At 66.5% G+C, this 16,937-nt stretch carries 18 protein-coding genes; 4 read left to right on the forward strand and 14 right to left on the reverse strand.

What is annotated here, in order from left to right:
• Nucleotides 1–5: 5 nt before the first annotated feature.
• From sufC to OG716_RS16020, 6 genes are all read right to left on the reverse strand, one after another.
• Complete coding sequence (gene sufC / locus OG716_RS15995; RefSeq protein ID WP_405138391.1) at nucleotides 6–779, reverse strand: Fe-S cluster assembly ATPase SufC; 774 nt, start codon at nucleotides 777–779, stop codon at nucleotides 6–8.
• A 60-nt stretch (nucleotides 780–839) separates the two neighbouring features.
• Nucleotides 840–2,042, reverse strand: a complete 1,203-nt coding sequence (gene sufD, locus OG716_RS16000; RefSeq protein ID WP_405138392.1) for a Fe-S cluster assembly protein SufD — start codon at nucleotides 2,040–2,042, stop codon at nucleotides 840–842.
• Nucleotides 2,042–3,478 (reverse strand): Fe-S cluster assembly protein SufB, encoded by a 1,437-nt coding sequence (gene sufB, locus OG716_RS16005; protein WP_355120020.1) that lies wholly within the window; start codon nucleotides 3,476–3,478, stop codon nucleotides 2,042–2,044. The genes sufD and sufB overlap by 1 nt, the downstream gene beginning before the upstream one ends.
• The gene (locus OG716_RS16010) at nucleotides 3,475–4,317 is read right to left on the reverse strand and encodes a helix-turn-helix transcriptional regulator (protein WP_405139709.1); all 843 of its coding nucleotides are present in this window, start codon (nucleotides 4,315–4,317) and stop codon (nucleotides 3,475–3,477) included. The genes sufB and OG716_RS16010 overlap by 4 nt, the downstream gene beginning before the upstream one ends.
• 134 nt (nucleotides 4,318–4,451) lie before the next feature.
• Nucleotides 4,452–4,970 (reverse strand): alcohol dehydrogenase catalytic domain-containing protein, encoded by a 519-nt coding sequence (locus tag OG716_RS16015; RefSeq protein WP_405138393.1) that lies wholly within the window; start codon nucleotides 4,968–4,970, stop codon nucleotides 4,452–4,454.
• Between the two features lie 54 nt (nucleotides 4,971–5,024).
• Nucleotides 5,025–5,618, reverse strand: a complete 594-nt coding sequence (locus tag OG716_RS16020; RefSeq protein ID WP_405138394.1) for a TetR/AcrR family transcriptional regulator — start codon at nucleotides 5,616–5,618, stop codon at nucleotides 5,025–5,027.
• Between the two features lie 145 nt (nucleotides 5,619–5,763).
• Between OG716_RS16020 and mptB the strand changes: the two genes are divergently transcribed.
• From mptB to OG716_RS16040, 4 genes are all read left to right on the forward strand, one after another.
• On the forward strand, nucleotides 5,764–7,446 hold the full coding sequence (mptB, locus tag OG716_RS16025; protein WP_355120026.1) for a polyprenol phosphomannose-dependent alpha 1,6 mannosyltransferase MptB: 1,683 nt from the start codon (nucleotides 5,764–5,766) through the stop codon (nucleotides 7,444–7,446).
• Complete coding sequence (locus OG716_RS16030) at nucleotides 7,443–8,375, forward strand: ABC transporter ATP-binding protein (RefSeq protein ID WP_405138395.1); 933 nt, start codon at nucleotides 7,443–7,445, stop codon at nucleotides 8,373–8,375. The genes mptB and OG716_RS16030 overlap by 4 nt, the downstream gene beginning before the upstream one ends.
• A complete protein-coding gene (locus OG716_RS16035; protein ID WP_405138396.1) occupies nucleotides 8,372–9,154 on the forward strand; it encodes an ABC transporter permease in 783 nt (260 codons plus the stop codon). The genes OG716_RS16030 and OG716_RS16035 overlap by 4 nt, the downstream gene beginning before the upstream one ends.
• Nucleotides 9,155–9,269: 115 nt before the next feature.
• A complete protein-coding gene (locus OG716_RS16040; protein WP_405139711.1) occupies nucleotides 9,270–10,202 on the forward strand; it encodes a COX15/CtaA family protein in 933 nt (310 codons plus the stop codon).
• Nucleotides 10,203–10,246: 44 nt separating this feature from the next.
• On the opposite strand, the gene OG716_RS16045 is transcribed toward OG716_RS16040, so the two are convergent.
• The 8 genes from OG716_RS16045 to OG716_RS16080 all read right to left on the reverse strand — a co-directional run bounded on the left by OG716_RS16045 (nucleotide 10,247) and on the right by OG716_RS16080 (nucleotide 16,901).
• Entirely contained in the window at nucleotides 10,247–10,771 is a 525-nt protein-coding gene (locus tag OG716_RS16045; protein ID WP_405138397.1) for a pyridoxamine 5'-phosphate oxidase family protein, read from the reverse strand.
• Between the two features lie 81 nt (nucleotides 10,772–10,852).
• Nucleotides 10,853–11,110, reverse strand: a complete 258-nt coding sequence (locus OG716_RS16050; RefSeq protein WP_405138398.1) for a hypothetical protein — start codon at nucleotides 11,108–11,110, stop codon at nucleotides 10,853–10,855.
• 186 nt (nucleotides 11,111–11,296) lie between these two features.
• A complete protein-coding gene (locus OG716_RS16055) occupies nucleotides 11,297–11,743 on the reverse strand; it encodes a hypothetical protein (RefSeq protein WP_405138399.1) in 447 nt (148 codons plus the stop codon).
• Nucleotides 11,744–11,839: 96 nt separating this feature from the next.
• Entirely contained in the window at nucleotides 11,840–12,622 is a 783-nt protein-coding gene (nagB, locus tag OG716_RS16060; RefSeq protein ID WP_405138400.1) for a glucosamine-6-phosphate deaminase, read from the reverse strand.
• Nucleotides 12,610–13,776, reverse strand: coding sequence for an N-acetylglucosamine-6-phosphate deacetylase (locus OG716_RS16065; RefSeq protein WP_405138401.1), 1,167 nt, complete (start codon nucleotides 13,774–13,776; stop codon nucleotides 12,610–12,612). The genes nagB and OG716_RS16065 overlap by 13 nt, the downstream gene beginning before the upstream one ends.
• Complete coding sequence (gene ptsP / locus OG716_RS16070) at nucleotides 13,773–15,428, reverse strand: phosphoenolpyruvate--protein phosphotransferase (protein WP_405138402.1); 1,656 nt, start codon at nucleotides 15,426–15,428, stop codon at nucleotides 13,773–13,775. The genes OG716_RS16065 and ptsP overlap by 4 nt, the downstream gene beginning before the upstream one ends.
• On the reverse strand, nucleotides 15,418–15,681 hold the full coding sequence (locus tag OG716_RS16075) for an HPr family phosphocarrier protein (protein ID WP_405138403.1): 264 nt from the start codon (nucleotides 15,679–15,681) through the stop codon (nucleotides 15,418–15,420). The genes ptsP and OG716_RS16075 overlap by 11 nt, the downstream gene beginning before the upstream one ends.
• Nucleotides 15,681–16,901: a PTS transporter subunit EIIC gene (locus OG716_RS16080; protein WP_355120041.1), complete on the reverse strand. Its 1,221-nt coding sequence runs from the start codon at nucleotides 16,899–16,901 to the stop codon at nucleotides 15,681–15,683. Before OG716_RS16080 ends, OG716_RS16075 begins: the two co-directional genes overlap by 1 nt.
• Nucleotides 16,902–16,937: the final 36 nt, after the last annotated feature.

Here is a 16,937-nt window from a genome sequence, read left to right on the forward strand (position 1 = left end):
AGTTTCTAGGCTCCTACAGCGGCAGAGGTGAAACGCTCGTAGCCGTTCGCGTCGAGTTCGTCGGCCAGTTCCTTGCCACCCTGGGCGACGATGCGGCCGTTCACGAACACGTGCACGAAGTCGGGCTCGATGTAGCGCAGGATGCGGGTGTAGTGGGTGATCAGCAGAATGCCGCCGTTCTCTCGCTCCCGGTACTTGTTCACGCCCTCCGACACGATGCGCAGCGCATCGACGTCCAGACCGGAGTCGGTCTCGTCGAGGATGGCGATCTTCGGCTTGAGCAGACCCAGCTGCAGGATCTCCTGGCGCTTCTTCTCACCACCGGAGAAGCCCTCGTTGACCGAGCGCTCGACGAAGGTCGGCTCGATCTCGAGCTCGGCCATGGAGGTCTTGAGCTCCTTGACCCAGGTGCGCAGCTTGGGCGCCTCGCCGCGGACGGCGGTGGCGGCGGTGCGCAGGAAGTTCGAGACCGAGACGCCCGGAACCTCGACCGGGTACTGCATGGCCAGGAACAGGCCCGCACGCGCCCGCTCGTCCACCGTCATCGCCAGCACGTCTTCACCGTCGAGGGTGATGGTGCCGGCGGTCACGGTGTACTTGGGGTGACCGGCGATCGCGTAGGACAGGGTCGACTTGCCGGAGCCGTTGGGGCCCATGATCGCGTGGGTCTCGCCCGACTTCACGGTCAGGTTCACGCCCTTGAGGATCTTGATGGGCTCGCCGGATTCATCCGGGTTGGCGACCTGAACGTGCAGGTCCTTGATTTCCAGGGTGGTCATCGAATTCGAATTCCTTTGGCGGGGAGGGAAAGTTGGTCAGACGCCGGCAACGGCGAGCCGTTACACGCCTACAGCGGCGAGCTCGGCCTCGATGGCCGCCTCGAGCCGCTCCCGAACCTCGGGGACGGCGATCTTCTGAATGATCTCGAAGAAGAAGCCGCGCACGACCAGACGTCGCGCCGCCTCCTCGGAGATGCCACGCGAGCGCAGGTAGAACAGCTGCTCATCGTCGAAACGTCCGGTGGCGGAGGCATGTCCGGCGCCCACGATCTCGCCGGTCTCGATCTCCAGGTTCGGCACCGAATCGGCGCGGGCGCCGTCGGTGAGCACCAGATTGCGATTGGCCTCGTAGGTCTCGGTGCCCTCGGCGGCGGCGCGAATGAGCACATCGCCCACCCACACGGTGCGCGCGTCCGGCTTGCCGGAGTTCGGATCGCCTTGCAGCGCACCCTTGTACAGCACATTGGACTTGCAGTTCGGGACCGAGTGATCCATGAGCAGACGCTGCTCGAAGTGCTGGCCGTCGTCGGCGAAGTACACGCCGAGCATTTCCGCGTCGCCGCCCGGACCGGCGTAGCGCACGGTCGCGGTCAGGCGCACCAGATCGCCACCGAGGGTGACATTGGTGTGGCGGAAGGTGGCGTCGCGACCCAGCAGGGCGTGGTGCGCGGTGGCGTGCACGGCATCGTCGGCCCAGTCCTGGATGACGATGACATTCAGCTTGGCACTGTCGCCGAGCACGAATTCCACGTTCTCCGCGTAGGTTCCGCTGCCGCGCTGGTCGATGACCACGTTGGCGACCGCGAAATTCGCGAGACGAATCTGGGTGTGGCCGTAGGCGGTCTTGCCCTCGCCCGGACCGGTGACGGTCAGGGTGACGGCGTCGGCCACCTCGACCTCCGCGCCGACAGACACGATGGTCGCCTGCTCGAAGCCCGAGTACGCCTGCGCGGCAACACGATCGGTGGGCGTACCGGCGGCGCCGAGGCGCGCGTCGGTACGGTCCACGATCTCGACCGTGATGCCCTCGACGGAGGTCGCTTCGACGGTGGCGGACCCGTCACGAACGGCGGTGCCGTCGTGCAGGCCGCGCATCCGCCGCAGCGGGGTGAAGCGCCACGCCTCGTCGTGCCCGGAAGGCACTTCGAAAGCGTTCACGTCGAACGACGCGAAGACCTCACCCTTGTTGATGGCCGGAGGACGGGCCTCGGCGGCTGCGACGATGTTCGGCACCGCCGAAACGGCAACATTCTCGACCGTCATCAGCCGACGGCTCCTTCCATTTGCAGCTCGATCAGGCGGTTGAGCTCGAGGGCGTATTCCATGGGCAGTTCCTTGGCGATCGGCTCCACGAAGCCGCGCACCACCATCGCCATGGCCTCGTCCTCGGTGAGGCCGCGGCTCATCAGGTAGAACAGCTGGTCGGCGGACACCTTCGACACCGTCGCCTCATGACCCATGGTCACGTCGTCCTCGCGGATATCGACGTACGGGTAGGTATCCGAGCGAGAGATGTTGTCCACCAAGAGCGCATCGCACTTGACGGTCGACTTCGAGCCGTACGCACCCTTGTTGACCTGAACCAGGCCACGGTAGGAGGCACGACCGCCGCCGCGCGCCACCGACTTCGAGATGATGTTCGAGGAGGTGTGCGGCGCCAGGTGCAGCATCTTCGCACCGGTGTCCTGGTGCTGGCCGGCACCGGCGAACGCGATGGAGAGCACCTCACCCTTGGCGTACTCACCGGTCATCCACACGGCCGGGTACTTCATGGTGACCTTGGAACCGATATTGCCGTCGACCCATTCCATGGTCGCGCCGGCCTCGGCCTTGGCCCGCTTGGTGACCAGGTTGTAGACGTTGTTCGACCAGTTCTGAATCGTGGTGTACCGGCAGCGGCCACCCTTCTTCACGATGATCTCCACGACGGCGGAGTGCAGCGAATCCGAGGAGTAGATCGGCGCGGTGCAACCCTCGACGTAATGCACGTAGGCATCCTCGTCGACGATGATCAGGGTGCGCTCGAACTGACCCATGTTCTCGGTATTGATGCGGAAGTACGCCTGCAGCGGAATGTCCACGTGCACGCCCTTCGGCACGTAGATGAACGAACCACCGGACCACGTGGCCGAATTCAGCGCGGAGAACTTATTGTCGCCGGACGGAATGACCGAGCCGAAGTACTCGCGGAACAGCTCCGGGTGCTCCTTGAGCGCGGTATCGGTGTCCAGGAAGATGACGCCCAGCTTCTCGAGATCCTCACGGATCGAGTGGTAGACGACCTCGGACTCGTACTGCGCCGCGACACCGGACACCAGACGCTGCTTCTCCGCCTCGGGGATACCGAGCCGGTCGTAGGTGTTCTTGATCTCCTCGGGCAGGTCGTCCCAGGTGGCGGCCTGCTTCTCGCTGGAGCGCACGAAGTACTTGATGTTGTCGAAGTGGATGCCGTCCAGGTCGGAACCCCAGCTCGGCATCGGCTTCTTGTCGAAGATGCGCAGCGCCTTCAGCCGGAAGTCGAGCATCCACTCCGGCTCGCTCTTCTTGGCCGAGATGTCGCGAACGACCTCCTCGGACAGGCCGCGCTTGGCACTGGCACCGGCGACATCCTTGTCGGCCCAGCCGTACCCGTACGTCCCAATGGAGGCAATGGTCTCCTCTTGGGACAGCGGCTGCACCTGATCGGTCGTTGTCGTCATTCGGCACTCCTTCCGGAGTCGTGTGTAGAAGTCGTTGCGGGCTGGGCAACGGGGGTTTCAGCGGTATTCGAGTTCTGTGTCGGCAGCAACGTCAGCGGGACGTGTGTGGTGCACGCGCAATCGCCGTTGGCGATGGTCGCCAGCCGCTGCACATGCGTGCCGAGTATGTGTTTGAAAGCCTCCAGCTCGGCGGCGCACAACTCCGGGAATTCCTCGGCGACGTGCGATACCGGGCAGTGGTGCTGGCAGATCTGTACTCCCGCACCGACTTTCCGGGTGGAAGCGGCGAACCCGGCCTCGGAGAACGCATCCGCGATCTCTTCCGCCTTGTCGATCGTCGCCTCGGGTGTGTGCCGGGAGAGCTGCTGAACTCCGGCGACAATCGTGGCGACCCGCTTACGTGCGAAGTCGACGATGGCTGTGTCGCCGCCGACCTCGCGCAGCTGACGCATGGCGGCGCCGGCCAGGTCATCGTAGGCATGACCCAGTCGGCCACGACCGGTGGCCGTCAACTGATACTGCTTGGCCGGACGCCCGCGACCCTGCTGCTGCCAGGCCGCCGACCGGGCAGCCCGCGCTTCGCCGGATTCGATGAGAGCCTCCAGATGCCGGCGCACGCCCGCCGGGCTGAGGCCCAAACGCTTGCCGATGGCGGTCGCGGTGATCGGACCGTCCTCGAGCAGTAGTTTGATGACGGCCTCACGGGTGTGGCCTTCGCCCGCCGGTGCAGACACAACAGCAGCCCGGGCGCCCAGCTGGCGCCCGGTTTCTGCTTTCGCATTCCGCAAACCCACGGTTTTCACAACACCAGTGTGACCGAATTCCATCCCACGTTCCAGTAAGGGTCACCTGACTTTGCGCGACCTGGGGATGTGAGGCTCTGCACACCTCCGAATCGACCGGGAGGCCCGTTCGCGCCACCGAGCGCGGATCACCCGGGGAAGGCCTCGGCTGCCTGGGCAGATGACAACCGTCAGCGCACAGCGACCAGCTTCATGGGAGCTTCCAGGAGCGCCGCGACGGAATCCTCGAACGGCACCGTGCGGGTGGTGACCACGGACGGGTCGAGGCCGGCGGGGAGCGGGACGAGCATGGCGTCCGCGTGTGGAATTCGCGCGAGATCGGCCCAGAGACCGCCCCATTCGAGGCCGCCCATCGGACCGAGGCCGTAGGTGGACATGAAGGCCTGGGCGGTGCAGCTGCCGGTACGGCCGCGCAGGCACGGCGGGCAGGCGCCGCAGGAGATTTGGAAGGGGACGACCACGGTGTCGCCGGGACTTACGGTGCGGACGTTCTCGCCTACAGCGATGACTTCCGCAACCCCTTCATGACCGAAGGGATAGGGGCCCGCGAGGGGGAAGAACCCTTGCAGGACGGCGGGATCCAGATCGCAGGTGGCTACCGCGATCGGCCGGACCAGGGCCTGATCGGGGGTATCGAGGGTGGGTTCGGGGCAGTCTTCCCAGCGCAGCGCGCCGGGACCGTCCAGCATGAGTCGCTTTCATTCATCGATCATCGCTAGAACGATCGTTCTGGACAACCCTCCCTAGGGCGAGTTCTGCTCGACGACAGCGACTTCGGCGAGACTCAGGCGGATCAGCCGGGCCAGGGCGGCGGAGACGGTCAGCAGCGGCTCGTCCGATCGGCGAACTCTGGCCAGCAGGGTCGCCCCCTCGTACGCGGCGACAATCGTGGTGGACAGCTCGTACGACTCCCCCGGCGGCAACCCCACATCGGTGAGCAGCTGCGTGAAACCCGCTGTCATTGCATCGAATGCCGCAACGCACGCGGTGCGCACCGAGTCCACATCACTGCCGCCGTCGAGCGCGGGCGTGCCGACGGGACAGCCGTCGGTCCATTCGGACGCAGCGAGTTTCGCGGCCATGAAGTCGAACAGGGTTGCCGCCGTACCGAACACATCGGCCGGAGCCTCACTGATCATGCGCCCCACCAGCACTCCGGTACCGGTGATGGCAGAGACTGCAATCTCCTCCTTACCACCCGGAAAGTGGTGGTAGATAGATCCGTACGGCAGCCCCGCCGCTTCGCTCAGCTTCTTCAGGCCGAATCCGTGATAGCCGTGCCGGGCCAGAAGTCCCGCCGCCGCCACCTCGATTCGACGCTTCGACTCGGAAACCATGCATCAAGCGTATGAGTGCGGTCCGACACCGGCAGCCCGAACAGCGCAAGGAACAAGCCGATCCGCCACGGTCGGTCGCATCGCCACCCGGGTACAACCGGGCGATCGGAGTCCGCGCGGATACTCCCTACTAGTCTTTGCGGCTGTGGCAGTAGTGGACGGCGCGGGGCGCAGAGTGAGAGAACTGGGACGCCGGGCCCTCGGCCTGGACGTTCCGGCCGCCGACCACACCATTGCCGTGCTGCACAGCACCGAAACCGATGTGCCGGGGCTGGACCGGCGGGAAACACTGCAGCTGAGCCGGATCCGCATGCTGGGCGCGACGGGCGCCGTGATCATGGCGATTTCGGCACTCGGTGTAGGCGCGCAGCCGGTGCATCAGAATCCGACCTCCGGTATGCGGGTGCTGGGATTCTTCGCGCGGGCGCACACCTCCACGCTGGCCATGTGCATGATCGGCACGGTCCTGGTGGTGATGGCCTGGCTGCTGCTGGGCCGCTTCGCCGTCGGCGGCTGGGGCGGGCATCCGCGGCACCGGCTCACCCGGTCGCAGCTGGATCGGACGCTGCTGCTGTGGATCATTCCGCTCAGCATCGCGCCGCCCATGTTCAGCAATGACGTGTACTCGTATCTGGCGCAGAGCGAGATCGCCGCGCGCGGACTGGACCCCTACGCGGTCGGCCCGGCGGACGGCCTGGGACTCAATAATGTCCTGACCAACAATGTGCCGAATATCTGGCGTGAGACGCCCGCGCCGTACGGCCCGCTGTTCCTGTGGATGGGGCGCGGCATCTCGGAGTTGGCCGGGGACAACATCATTGCCGGGGTGTGGCTGCACCGGCTGCTGGCGCTCGCGGGTGTGGCGCTGATCGTCTGGGCGCTGCCGCGCCTGTCGCGCCGCTGCGGTGTCGCGCCGGTGAGCGCGCTGTGGCTGGGCGCTGCCAATCCGCTGGTGCTGTTCCACCTGGTCGGCGGTGTGCACAATGACGCGCTCATGCTCGGGCTGATGCTGGCCGGTACGGAGTTCTGCCTGCGCGCCGTCGAGGACACGCATCCGTTCGACAAACGCGCGTGGACGCTGCTGGTGTTCGGCGTCGTGGTCATCACGCTGTCGTCGTCGATCAAGATCACGTCGATTATCGCGCTCGGCTTCGTGACCATGGCCCTGGCCAAACGCTGGCGTGGCGGTTTACGCACGGTCCTGATAGCCGGAGCACTGCTCGGCGCGATGGCCATCGCCACAACACTGTTCGTGAGTTTCGCCAGCGGCCTCGGCTTCGGCTGGATTCACACGCTCAATGCCGCCACCACCGTGCGCAGCTGGATGTCGGTGCCGACCGCGCTCGGCATCGTGACCGGATTCGGCGGGGTCCTGCTCGGCCTCGGCGACCACACCACCGCGCTGCTCGGCATCACCCGGCCCATTGCCGGAGCGATCGCGGTCTTCGTGACCATCCGCATGCTGGTCGCCGCCTGGACCGGGCGCTTGCATCCGGTCGGCGCCATGGGCGTCTCGCTCGGCGCGATCGTGCTGCTGTTCCCGGTGGTGCAGCCCTGGTATCTGCTGTGGGCGATCGTGCCGCTGGCCGCCTGGGCGAACCGGCCCGCCTTCCGGGTGCCGGCCGTCGCGTTCTCGGCGGTGGTGAGCGTGATCCTGATGCCGCGCGGCGCGGACTTCTATGTCTTCCAGATCGTGGAGTCGGCGATCGCCACCGTGCTCGTGGGCGTACTGCTGATCTTCCTCACCAGAAATGTGCTGCCGTGGCGCAATCAGCCGGGGGTGTCGGCTCCGTCACAGCAGCCCACGGCCTACGGTGTGTCCTCGTGACCGCAGCTTCGGAACCCGCCGTCAGAGTCGACGGCGTCGTCAAACGCTACGGCGATACCACCGCAGTCGATGGTCTCAGCTTCGTCCTCGAACGCGCGCAGGTGCTGGCGCTGCTCGGCCCCAACGGCGCCGGCAAGACCACCACCACCGAGATGTGCGAGGGTTTCGTCTCCCCCGATGCCGGGACCGTGCGGGTGCTGGGCCTGGACCCGATCGCCGATTCCGACACATTGCGCCCGCGCATCGGCGTGATGCTGCAGGGCGGCGGGGCGTATCCGGGGTCGCGGGCCGGGGAGATGCTGGATCTGGTCGCCTCCTACTCGGCACATCCGCTCGATCCGGACTGGCTGTTGAAGACGCTCGGGCTGCAGGATGCCCGCCGCACGCCGTATCGGCGGCTCTCCGGCGGACAGCAGCAGCGCCTGGCACTGGCCTGTGCGCTGGTCGGCCGCCCCGAGATCGTCTTCCTGGACGAGCCGACCGCCGGATTGGATGCGCAGGCAAGGCATCTCGTGTGGGAGCTCATCGACGCCCTGCGCCGCGACGGCGTCAGCGTGCTGCTGACCACGCATCTCATGGACGAGGCCGAACAGCTGGCCGATCAGCTGGTCATCATCGACCACGGCCGCATTGTCGCCCAGGGCACGCCCAGCGAGGTCACCTCGAACGGCGCCGAGGGCCGGCTGACCTTCACCGCACCCCCGAATCTCGACCTCGTACTGCTGACCGCAGCGCTACCGGAGGGGTTCACCCCCAAGGAGGCCTCGCCCGGCTCCTATCAGCTGCACGGCGATATCACCCCGCAGGTTCTCGCGACCGTCACGGCCTGGTGCGCACAGATCAATGTGCTGCCCACCGACATTCGCATCGACCAGCGCCGCCTGGAAGACGTCTTCCTCGAACTGACCGGCCGGGAGATCCGAGGATGACCGAGACTGCCAATCGTTTCGCACCGGGCACGTTCACCCCGGCGCCGCAGCCCACCACGCGGGCCAAGATGCTGATCTCACAGACGCGCATGGAGCTGATCCTGTTGCTGCGCAATGGGGAACAGCTGCTGCTGACGATGTTCATTCCGATCACGCTGCTGATCGGCCTGACACTGCTGCCGATGAGCGGCCTCGGCGCGCATCGAGTGGATCGGGTGGTGCCCGCGGTGATGATGGTGGCGGTCATGTCCACCGCGTTCACCGGGCAGGCCATCGCCGTGGGCTTCGATCGGCGCTACGGCGCGCTCAAACGCCTTGGGGCGACGCCCTTGCCACGCTGGGGCATTGTCGCGGGCAAGTGCGCGGCCGTGCTCATCGTGGTGGTGTTGCAGTCGATTCTGCTGGGCGCCATCGGTGTTGCGCTCGGCTGGCGGCCGTCGATCATCGGGCTCGCGCTCGGTGCGGTCGTGATCGCGCTGGGCACAGTCGCTTTCGGTGCACTCGGTCTGCTGCTGGGCGGCACGCTCAAGGCGGAGATCGTGCTGGCGCTGGCGAATATCCTCTGGTTCATCATGCTGGGCACCGCGAGCCTGGTCGTCATGTCCGATGACATTCCGCACGCGGTGAACCTGATCGCCCGGATCATTCCGTCGGGTGCGCTGTCGGAGTGCCTCAATCAGGCGCTGCGCAAGAGTGTCGACTGGTACGGCATTGCGGTTCTTGCCGTCTGGGGCAGCGTGAGCGGCTGGCTGGCGACGCGTTTCTTCCGCTTCGACTGACCGCCCCCTGACTAACGACGCGTCGTAGTAGGGCCGGTGATCGGCCCGAATACGCTCCCGCTACCATCGACGCGTGCTATCTCGCGCATTCCAGCGACTCGTCGACCTGCTCCCGATGCCCTCGCTCCGGGTGCAGCGCATCATCGCTTTCGCGGTGATCCTGTCCCAGGCCGGAATCTCGGTGACCGGGGCCATTGTTCGGGTCACCTCCTCCGGGCTCGGTTGCCCCACTTGGCCGCAGTGCTTCCCGGGCAGCTTCACGCCGTCGACGGTCTCGGAAGTGCCGGTGATCCATCAGGCGGTCGAATTCGGCAATCGCATGCTGACTTTCGCGGTGACGCTGTGCGCGGCCCTGGTGGTCATCGCGGTGGTGCGCGCGCGGCGGCGGTACGAGGTGAAGGTGTACGCGTGGCTGATGCCCGGCGGCACCGTGCTGCAGGCGATCCTCGGCGGCATCACCGTGCGCACCGGACTGCTGTGGTGGACGGTGTCGGTGCATCTGCTGGTGTCCATGCTGATGGTGTGGCTGTCGGTACTGCTCTACGCCAAGATCTGCGAGCCCGATGACGGCATCGAAACCGTGCGGGTGCCCAAACCGCTGCAGTTGCTGACCGTATTCAGTTCGATTGCGCTGTCGGCGGTGCTGGTCGCGGGCACCCTGGTCACCGGCGCGGGTCCGCATGCCGGTGACAAGAGCATCGAGAAGCCGGTCGCGCGATTGCAGGTGGAGATCGTCACGCTGGTGCATGTGCACGCCGAGATGTTGGTCGCGTATCTGGCGCTGCTGATCGGTCTGGCGTGCGGCCTGGCAGCCATCGGCATGAACAGGGCTATTCGCAATCGTCTGATCGTGCTTGTCGTGCTGGTGTGCAGCCAGGCGCTGGTCGGTATCGTGCAGTACTTCACGAACGTTCCGGCTGCGCTGGTGGCCGTGCACGTCGGTGGCGCAGCGGCCTGCACCGCGGCAACCGCGGCCCTGTGGGCGGCAATGCGCACCCGGGAATCGGTGACCGCGGTGATCGCCGAACCGGTCGCTCAGAACGCCTGACGGTGCACCGGGCGGGAAACCCGGTGTGGTACGCAGAATTTCGCTCAGGCGGTGTTTCGGTCCGGGAAGCGGTAGCGAGTCTGGCTGAAGGGCTCACCCTTACCGAAGGCCAGCACATTCTCCGGCTCGATCCCGTAGACCGAGGCCGTACCACCCCGGCCGTCCGAGAATCCGTCGCCGGCCACGCTGAAGTCCCAGTCCAGCTGCACCTTCCACAGCCGGGCCAGCTCGCTCAGGGTCGGCACATCGGTAATGCGCTCGGCGGTCCCCTCGACCACCACATCGACCCCGGAGTTCAGCCGATCGCTGCCGGTGGTCAGCACGCACCGCGGTTCGCGGACAAGATTCACCGCCTTCTGCTCGTTATCACCGGTGCAGATGTGCAGGCGGCCGTCGTGCCAGATCGCGGGCAGCGGTGTCACATGCGGGCGGCCGTCGCGCCGGACCGTGGACAGCCAGAAGATTTCCGCCTGGTTCAGCGCGTCGGTCACGTCGGCCCAGGACGGCGCGACCGCCCCCGGGCTGCTGAAACGCTGATCCAGTTCGACAACGGGCTCGATCTCGGACATGGCTGATCTCCTGTTCGCAGGTGGGCCGTTATCAGTGCAGACCGCGTGCGAGGACAAAACTCATCGGTGTCCCGGCCGAGATCACCGCCGGTCGGCGACGGCGACTCTGCTGCCGGCCAGAAAGGAATCGCGCTCGATCGCCAGATCCAGTCCGCAGGCGATACTGAGCTGATCCACATCCGTGGTGATGTCGAATCCACGCGCGCCCAGCAGTTTTCGCATGCGCTCCGGCTGCCAGGACGACCGATTCGGCTCCCCCGCCATGGGATTGTTCCGCCCCGCCAGATTCAGCAGCACCTGCACCGCTGTGCGGCCGATCGAATACACCCGCGACGGCACGGGATAGGTGAGAATCAACCGGCTGCCGGGCGCACTGTGCTTGCCGACTCAGCGGGCGTGAGTAGCTCTATCGCGATCGGGCCGGCGAACCCGCCCGACCGCCAACCGCCCATCCGCCACGGCCCTGCCCTGCCACACCAGAACCGCCGTCCGGCTCGCCTTGCGCTCGGCCATGCCGACCATTATTCAGCGATGGCCCGCAGAGCGCTCGCTCCGGCGCGCCCGCAGGCCCGCGATGCCGAGCGCGATATCAGCGAGAATCTCGAAAATCGCTGCGAACCACGAGAATCCAATGACATGGGCGGAGGCGGGCGGATTGATGAAGCTGTCGCTGAACGGGCCGAACCAGTCCGGGAAGAGATGGACGAGGATGAAGCCCACCGCACTGGCGAAGCCAACGGTTACGGCCGCCGGCGCGGCCCATCGATGCCCGCGGTAGACGAGCACGATGGTGGCGAGGGCGAAGATGAGTTGCGCGGTCCCCAGCGTCATGACCGTCGATGAGGTGGCGCTCATTCCCCGGCGCAGGTGATCGGAGCCGTGCACGAGCAGGGCCACCGCGAAAACAGCTGTCACCAAACGCAATTGCTTATCCGCAACGGATGCGGGCAAGGTATCTGTCGAACGAGTCATGGCGCCCCCGAGAGCGAAGTTCTTCGAGCTACTACTACTTAGTGTAGTACTTCATCGGGTCACATGACAGTGCTCGTCGATCTTCCCTTCGGGAAGTCAGAAAGTTTGCCAGGCGGGCTTGTTCTCGACGGCGAAGCGGTAGTACTCGACCGCCTTCAGGTCGCCGGCCGCCTCTGGGTCGACGATGACGGTTACATGGGGGTGCATTTGGAGGATCGAGGCAGGGCAGAATGCCGAGACCGGGCCTTCGACGGCGGCTGCGACGGCGCCGGCCTTGCCGGAGCCGGTGGCGATCATGACGAGATGATCTGCGTCGCTGATGGTTCCGAGGCCCTGGGTCAGGACGTGGGTGGGGACCTGGGTCAGGTCGTCGTCGAAGAAGCGGGCATTGTCTTCGCGGGTCTTCGGGGTCAGGGTTTTCACTCGGGTGCGGGAGCGCAGGGAGGAACCGGGTTCGTTGAAGCCGAGGTGACCGTTGGCGCCGATGCCGAGGATCTGCACCGAGATGCGGCCGGTCTGGGCGATCGAGCGCTCGTAATCGGCTGCGGCGGCGGGGATGTCGGCGGCATTGCCGTCGGGGCTGTGCACATCGGAATCGGCGAAGTCCACGTGCGAGGTGAATTCGTCGCGGATGAACTGCGCATAGGACTGCGGATGCCCGGGCGGGAGGCCGATGTACTCGTCGAGCAGAAAGGCCTGCACGCCACGGAAACTCAGGTCGGCCTCGCGGTACTGGCGAATGAGTTCCCGGTACGCGCCGAGTGGTGAGGAGCCGGTGGCCAAGCCGATGGCGCGGGACCCGCGGCGTACATGGTCGGCCATGATGCGGCCCGCCAGCACACCGGCTTCGGCCGCGTTATCGGTGATCACGAGTTCCATGGGACTCCGTCCTTGTACACGGTCAGTGGGGTCAGGCGGTGGTCGGTGACGAGCACATCGGCATGCATACCCGAGCGCAGCGCACCGACCTGATCTGCGCGGCCGAGCAGTCGAGCAGGGGTGGCACAGGCGGCCGTGGCAGCGGCGGTGAGTTCCACGCCCGCATGGAAGACGGTACGGCGCAGCACATCCGAGGCGGTGGCCGTCCCTCCCGCGATGGCGCCCTCGCCGTTCGGGTCGTAGAGACGCGAAACCCCTTCCTGCACCACAACATCCAGACTGCCCAGGTGATAGCGCCCGTCGGGCTGACCGGCGGCCGCCATGGCATCGGTGATGAGAGCCAGGTTGTCCGGGCCGATGGTGTCGAAGACCATGCGGACGGTGCCGTCCGCCAGGTGGACGCCGTCACCGATGACCTCGGCCACCACATCACCGCGCCCGGCGGCGGCCATGGCGGCGGTGAGGAAATTGGCGTCGCGATGCGCGAGCTCCTGCATGGCATTGAACAAATGGGTGATGGACACCCGCCGGCCGCGCCGCATCGCATGTACCGAGCGCTCGTAGCCGGCGACCGTATGCCCCAGCGACAGCACCACATCGGCATCGGCGAGCACATCGGCGAGCGCGTCGAAATTCTCGGCCTCCGGGGCGATGGTGACCGACACGATGCGCCCGCCGGCGTAGTCGACGAGGCGCTGCAGCATGGCCGGATCACCGGCGATGATCCGGTCGGGATTGTGCGCACCCCGCCGATGTTCGCTGATGAAAGGGCCTTCGAGGTGAATGCCCGCGAGCACTCCGGAGTCGACGGCCTTGCCCAGCACGTCGATGCGTTCGCGCAGTTCGGTTTCGGTGGCGGAGACCAGCGAGGCCACCAGCGTGGTGGTGCCGCGACGGCGATGGAAGGCCGCCGCCACGGCGACACCCTCGGCATCGGCCTCGGGGAACCCGAAGCCACCGCCGCCGTGGCAGTGCACGTCGATGAGCCCGGGCAGGATGACCGGCAAGCAGTCCGCCACGGCGGGCAGCTCACCATCGAATCCCTGTGCCGGACCGACGAAGTCGAGCAGCGGTCCGTCGAACGACACCACACCGTCGGCGATATCGCCCGCCTCGGTGAGGGTGACGACCCGGCCGCGCAGTGTCGTCCTCACCTACCTCGCCCCAGCGCGGTGCGGGCCGCCTGTAATGCCTCGTCGGCGGTTCGCGCGACTAGAACTGCGGCAGCGGCGTTTCGGCATTGCTCCAGGGTGACCTCCGCGAGCATTGCCCGCACCCCCGCCAATGATCGCGGCGCCATGGACAGTGTCTCGACACCGAGACCCACCAGGACACAGGCGAATTCGGGGTTGGACGCCGATTCGCCGCAGACGCCGACCTTCACAGTATGCTTGCCTGCTCCGGCGACCACCACGGCAATGGTCGCAGACAGTGCGGGCTGCCACGGATTGTGCAGCGCCGCCAGCGACGAGGACATGCGATCCGCACCGAAGAGATACTGCGACAGGTCATTCGTGCCGATGGAGAAGAAATCCACCTCCGCGCCGAGCTGCTCGGCGCGCAGTGCCGCCGCCGGGATCTCGACCATGACGCCGGGCGAGTGCACCCCGGCCTCGCGCGCACGGGTGGCGAAATAGTTCGCCTCCTCGACGGTGCCGACCATGGGCGCCATGACCTGCACGACAGCGCCGGTGGCCCGTCGTGCGGCCTCGACAGCCGTGAGCTGGTCGAGCAGCGCCCCCTCATCGACGCTGCTCAACCGCAGCCCGCGCACACCGAGCGCAGGGTTCTCCTCTTCCGGCAGATTCAGGAACGGCAGCGGCTTATCGGATCCGGCATCCAGGGTTCGCACCGTGATGGGGCGCTCCCCCAGGACGCGGAAGATCTCCGCGTACTGCTCCGTCTGCTCGGCGACCGTCGGCGCGGATTGCCTGCCCAGGAACAGGAATTCGGTCCGGAACAGTCCGACACCCTCGGCGCCTAGTTCGACCGCGAGCCGTGCGTCGGCGACGCTGCCCACATTGGCGAGCAGCGGCACCGCATGCCCGTCTGCGGTACGACCCGGACCGGTGGGAGTGTCTGCCTGCCGCGCGCGCACGGCAAGCACTTCCTCACGACGCTCCTCCCCCGGCTCGATTTCGACCGTGCCGCCGGTGCCGTCGAGCACCACCACGGTGTCCTCCGCGATCTCGACCGCGCCCGGGCAGGCCACCACGGCCGGAATACCCAGCGCCTTGGCCAGAATCGCGGTATGCGAGGTGGGTCCGCCTGCGACGGTGAGCAATCCGACCACGAGCCGCGGATCCAGCGTCGCTGTATCGGCGGGTGCGAGATCGTGGGCGGCCAGCACGAAAGGTTCAGCGCTGTCCGGGATTCCGGGCGGATCCACCCCCAGCAGTTCGGCGACCACCCGCTGACCCACATCCCGCAGATCGGAGGCGCGCTCGGCCATCATGCCGCCCAGCGCCGCCAATTGCCCGGCGAAGTGGGCAACGGCGTCGGTGACCGAGTGCGCGGTGGGGCCGCCGGCACGGATGCCCGTGCGCACCTGGTCGAGCAGAGCCGGATCGGCCGCCAGCGCCGAGGTCATGAACAGGATGTCGGCAGCCGGACCCTGCGCCGCTGCGGCCTGTGCGGCATAGCGGCCCGCGACGGTCTCGAAAGCGGTTTCGGCCCGGGAGATTTCGGTCTCGACATCGCTCCCGGCGACATCGGACGAGCTGGTGACCGGCGCGGACGCCAGCCACTTCACCGGTCCGAGCGCCACTCCGGGAGCGGCGGCGACACCGTGGATCTCACGCGTCAAGATCGGTCTCCAGCAGCGTGACGAGCTGATCGAGGACCGCGTCACCACCGTCCTCGGTGTAGAGGGTGACCGTGTCGCCCTGCTTCACGCCGAGGGTCATCACCTGCAGCAGACTACCGGCGGCGACGGGCGGCTTGCCGTCGATCGAAATCGTCACGGGCGTGGCCGATTTGGCCGCAGCCTGGGCGAAGAGGGCGGCCGGGCGGGCGTGCAGGCCGGTCTTCGACGCAACAACAGCGGTGCGATTGATCATTAGGCGACGTTCTCCTTCTCGATCTCTTCTTCTTCGGGTTCACGACCCGGTGTCGGCAGATTCCAGCGTCGGATGATGAAGCTGAAGGTGAAGTAGTACAGGACCGCGTACCCGAGTCCGATCGGGATCAACAGCAGCGGGTGCGTCGCCTTGCCGAAATTCAGCAGATAGTCGATGGCGCCCGCGGAGAAGGTGAAACCGTCGTGGATGCCCAGCGCATTGGTCAGTGCCAGTGAGGTTCCGGTGAAGATGGCGTGGATGAGCAGCAGCGGCCAGGCCACGAAGATGAAGGCGAATTCCAGCGGCTCGGTGATACCGGTGACAAAGGCGGTCAGACCGGTCGAGAGCATGATGCCGCCGATCATCTTGCGGTTCTCCGGCTTGGCATTGCGCCAGATGGCGAGCGCGGCGGCGGGCAGGCCGAACATCATGATCGGGAAGAAGCCAGTCATGAAAGTGCCCGCGGACGGATCACCGGCCAGGAAGCGCGGGATATCGCCGTGTGCGCCGTTGTAGTCGCCGATTACGAACCACACCACCGAGTTCAGAATGTGGTGCAGGCCCAGGGGCAGCAGCAGGCGGTTGGCGAAGCCGAAGACGCCGCCACCGGCGACCGAGTTATCGGCCACGGTATTGCCGAGCCAGGTGAGGCCGGAGTTGAAGGCCGGGTAGATGAATGACATGACCACGCCGATCACCACGGCCGCGCAGGCGGTCAGGATGGGAACCAGACGGCGGCCCGAGAAGAAGCCGAGATAGTCGGGAAGCTGCACGCGGTGGTAGCGCTGCCACAGGATGGCGGCCGTCAGGCCGATCACGATGCCGCCGAGGACACCGAAATTCACCAGCGACTGCACATGCTTGTCATCGACCTTGCCCGACAGCACAATCGGCGACATGGCCTTCTCGACGCCCTGGAAAGCCAGGTAGCCGACGACCGCGGCCAAGGCGGTGGACCCGTCCGCCTTCTTCGCCCAGCCGATGGCGATACCCACCGCGAACAGCAGCGGCAGTGCGTCGATGAGTGCACCGCCCGCGCCCGCGAGGACGTCCGCGACACCCTTGGTGGCCGACCAGCGGCCGAGCATGTCCGCCTGTCCCAGCCGTAGTAGCAACCCGGCAGCAGGTAGCGTGGCGATCGGCAGCATCAAGCTACGGCCGAGCTTCTGCAATCCGGACAGGTCGATTTTCTTGCGCGCGCCCTGGGCGGTATCGGCCATAGCGGTGTTCCTCGGTCTGTGAATAGGGTCACCCGG

This window comes from Nocardia sp. NBC_01388, from assembly GCF_045040085.1.
In the GTDB taxonomy this organism is placed as follows: domain Bacteria; phylum Actinomycetota; class Actinomycetes; order Mycobacteriales; family Mycobacteriaceae; genus Nocardia.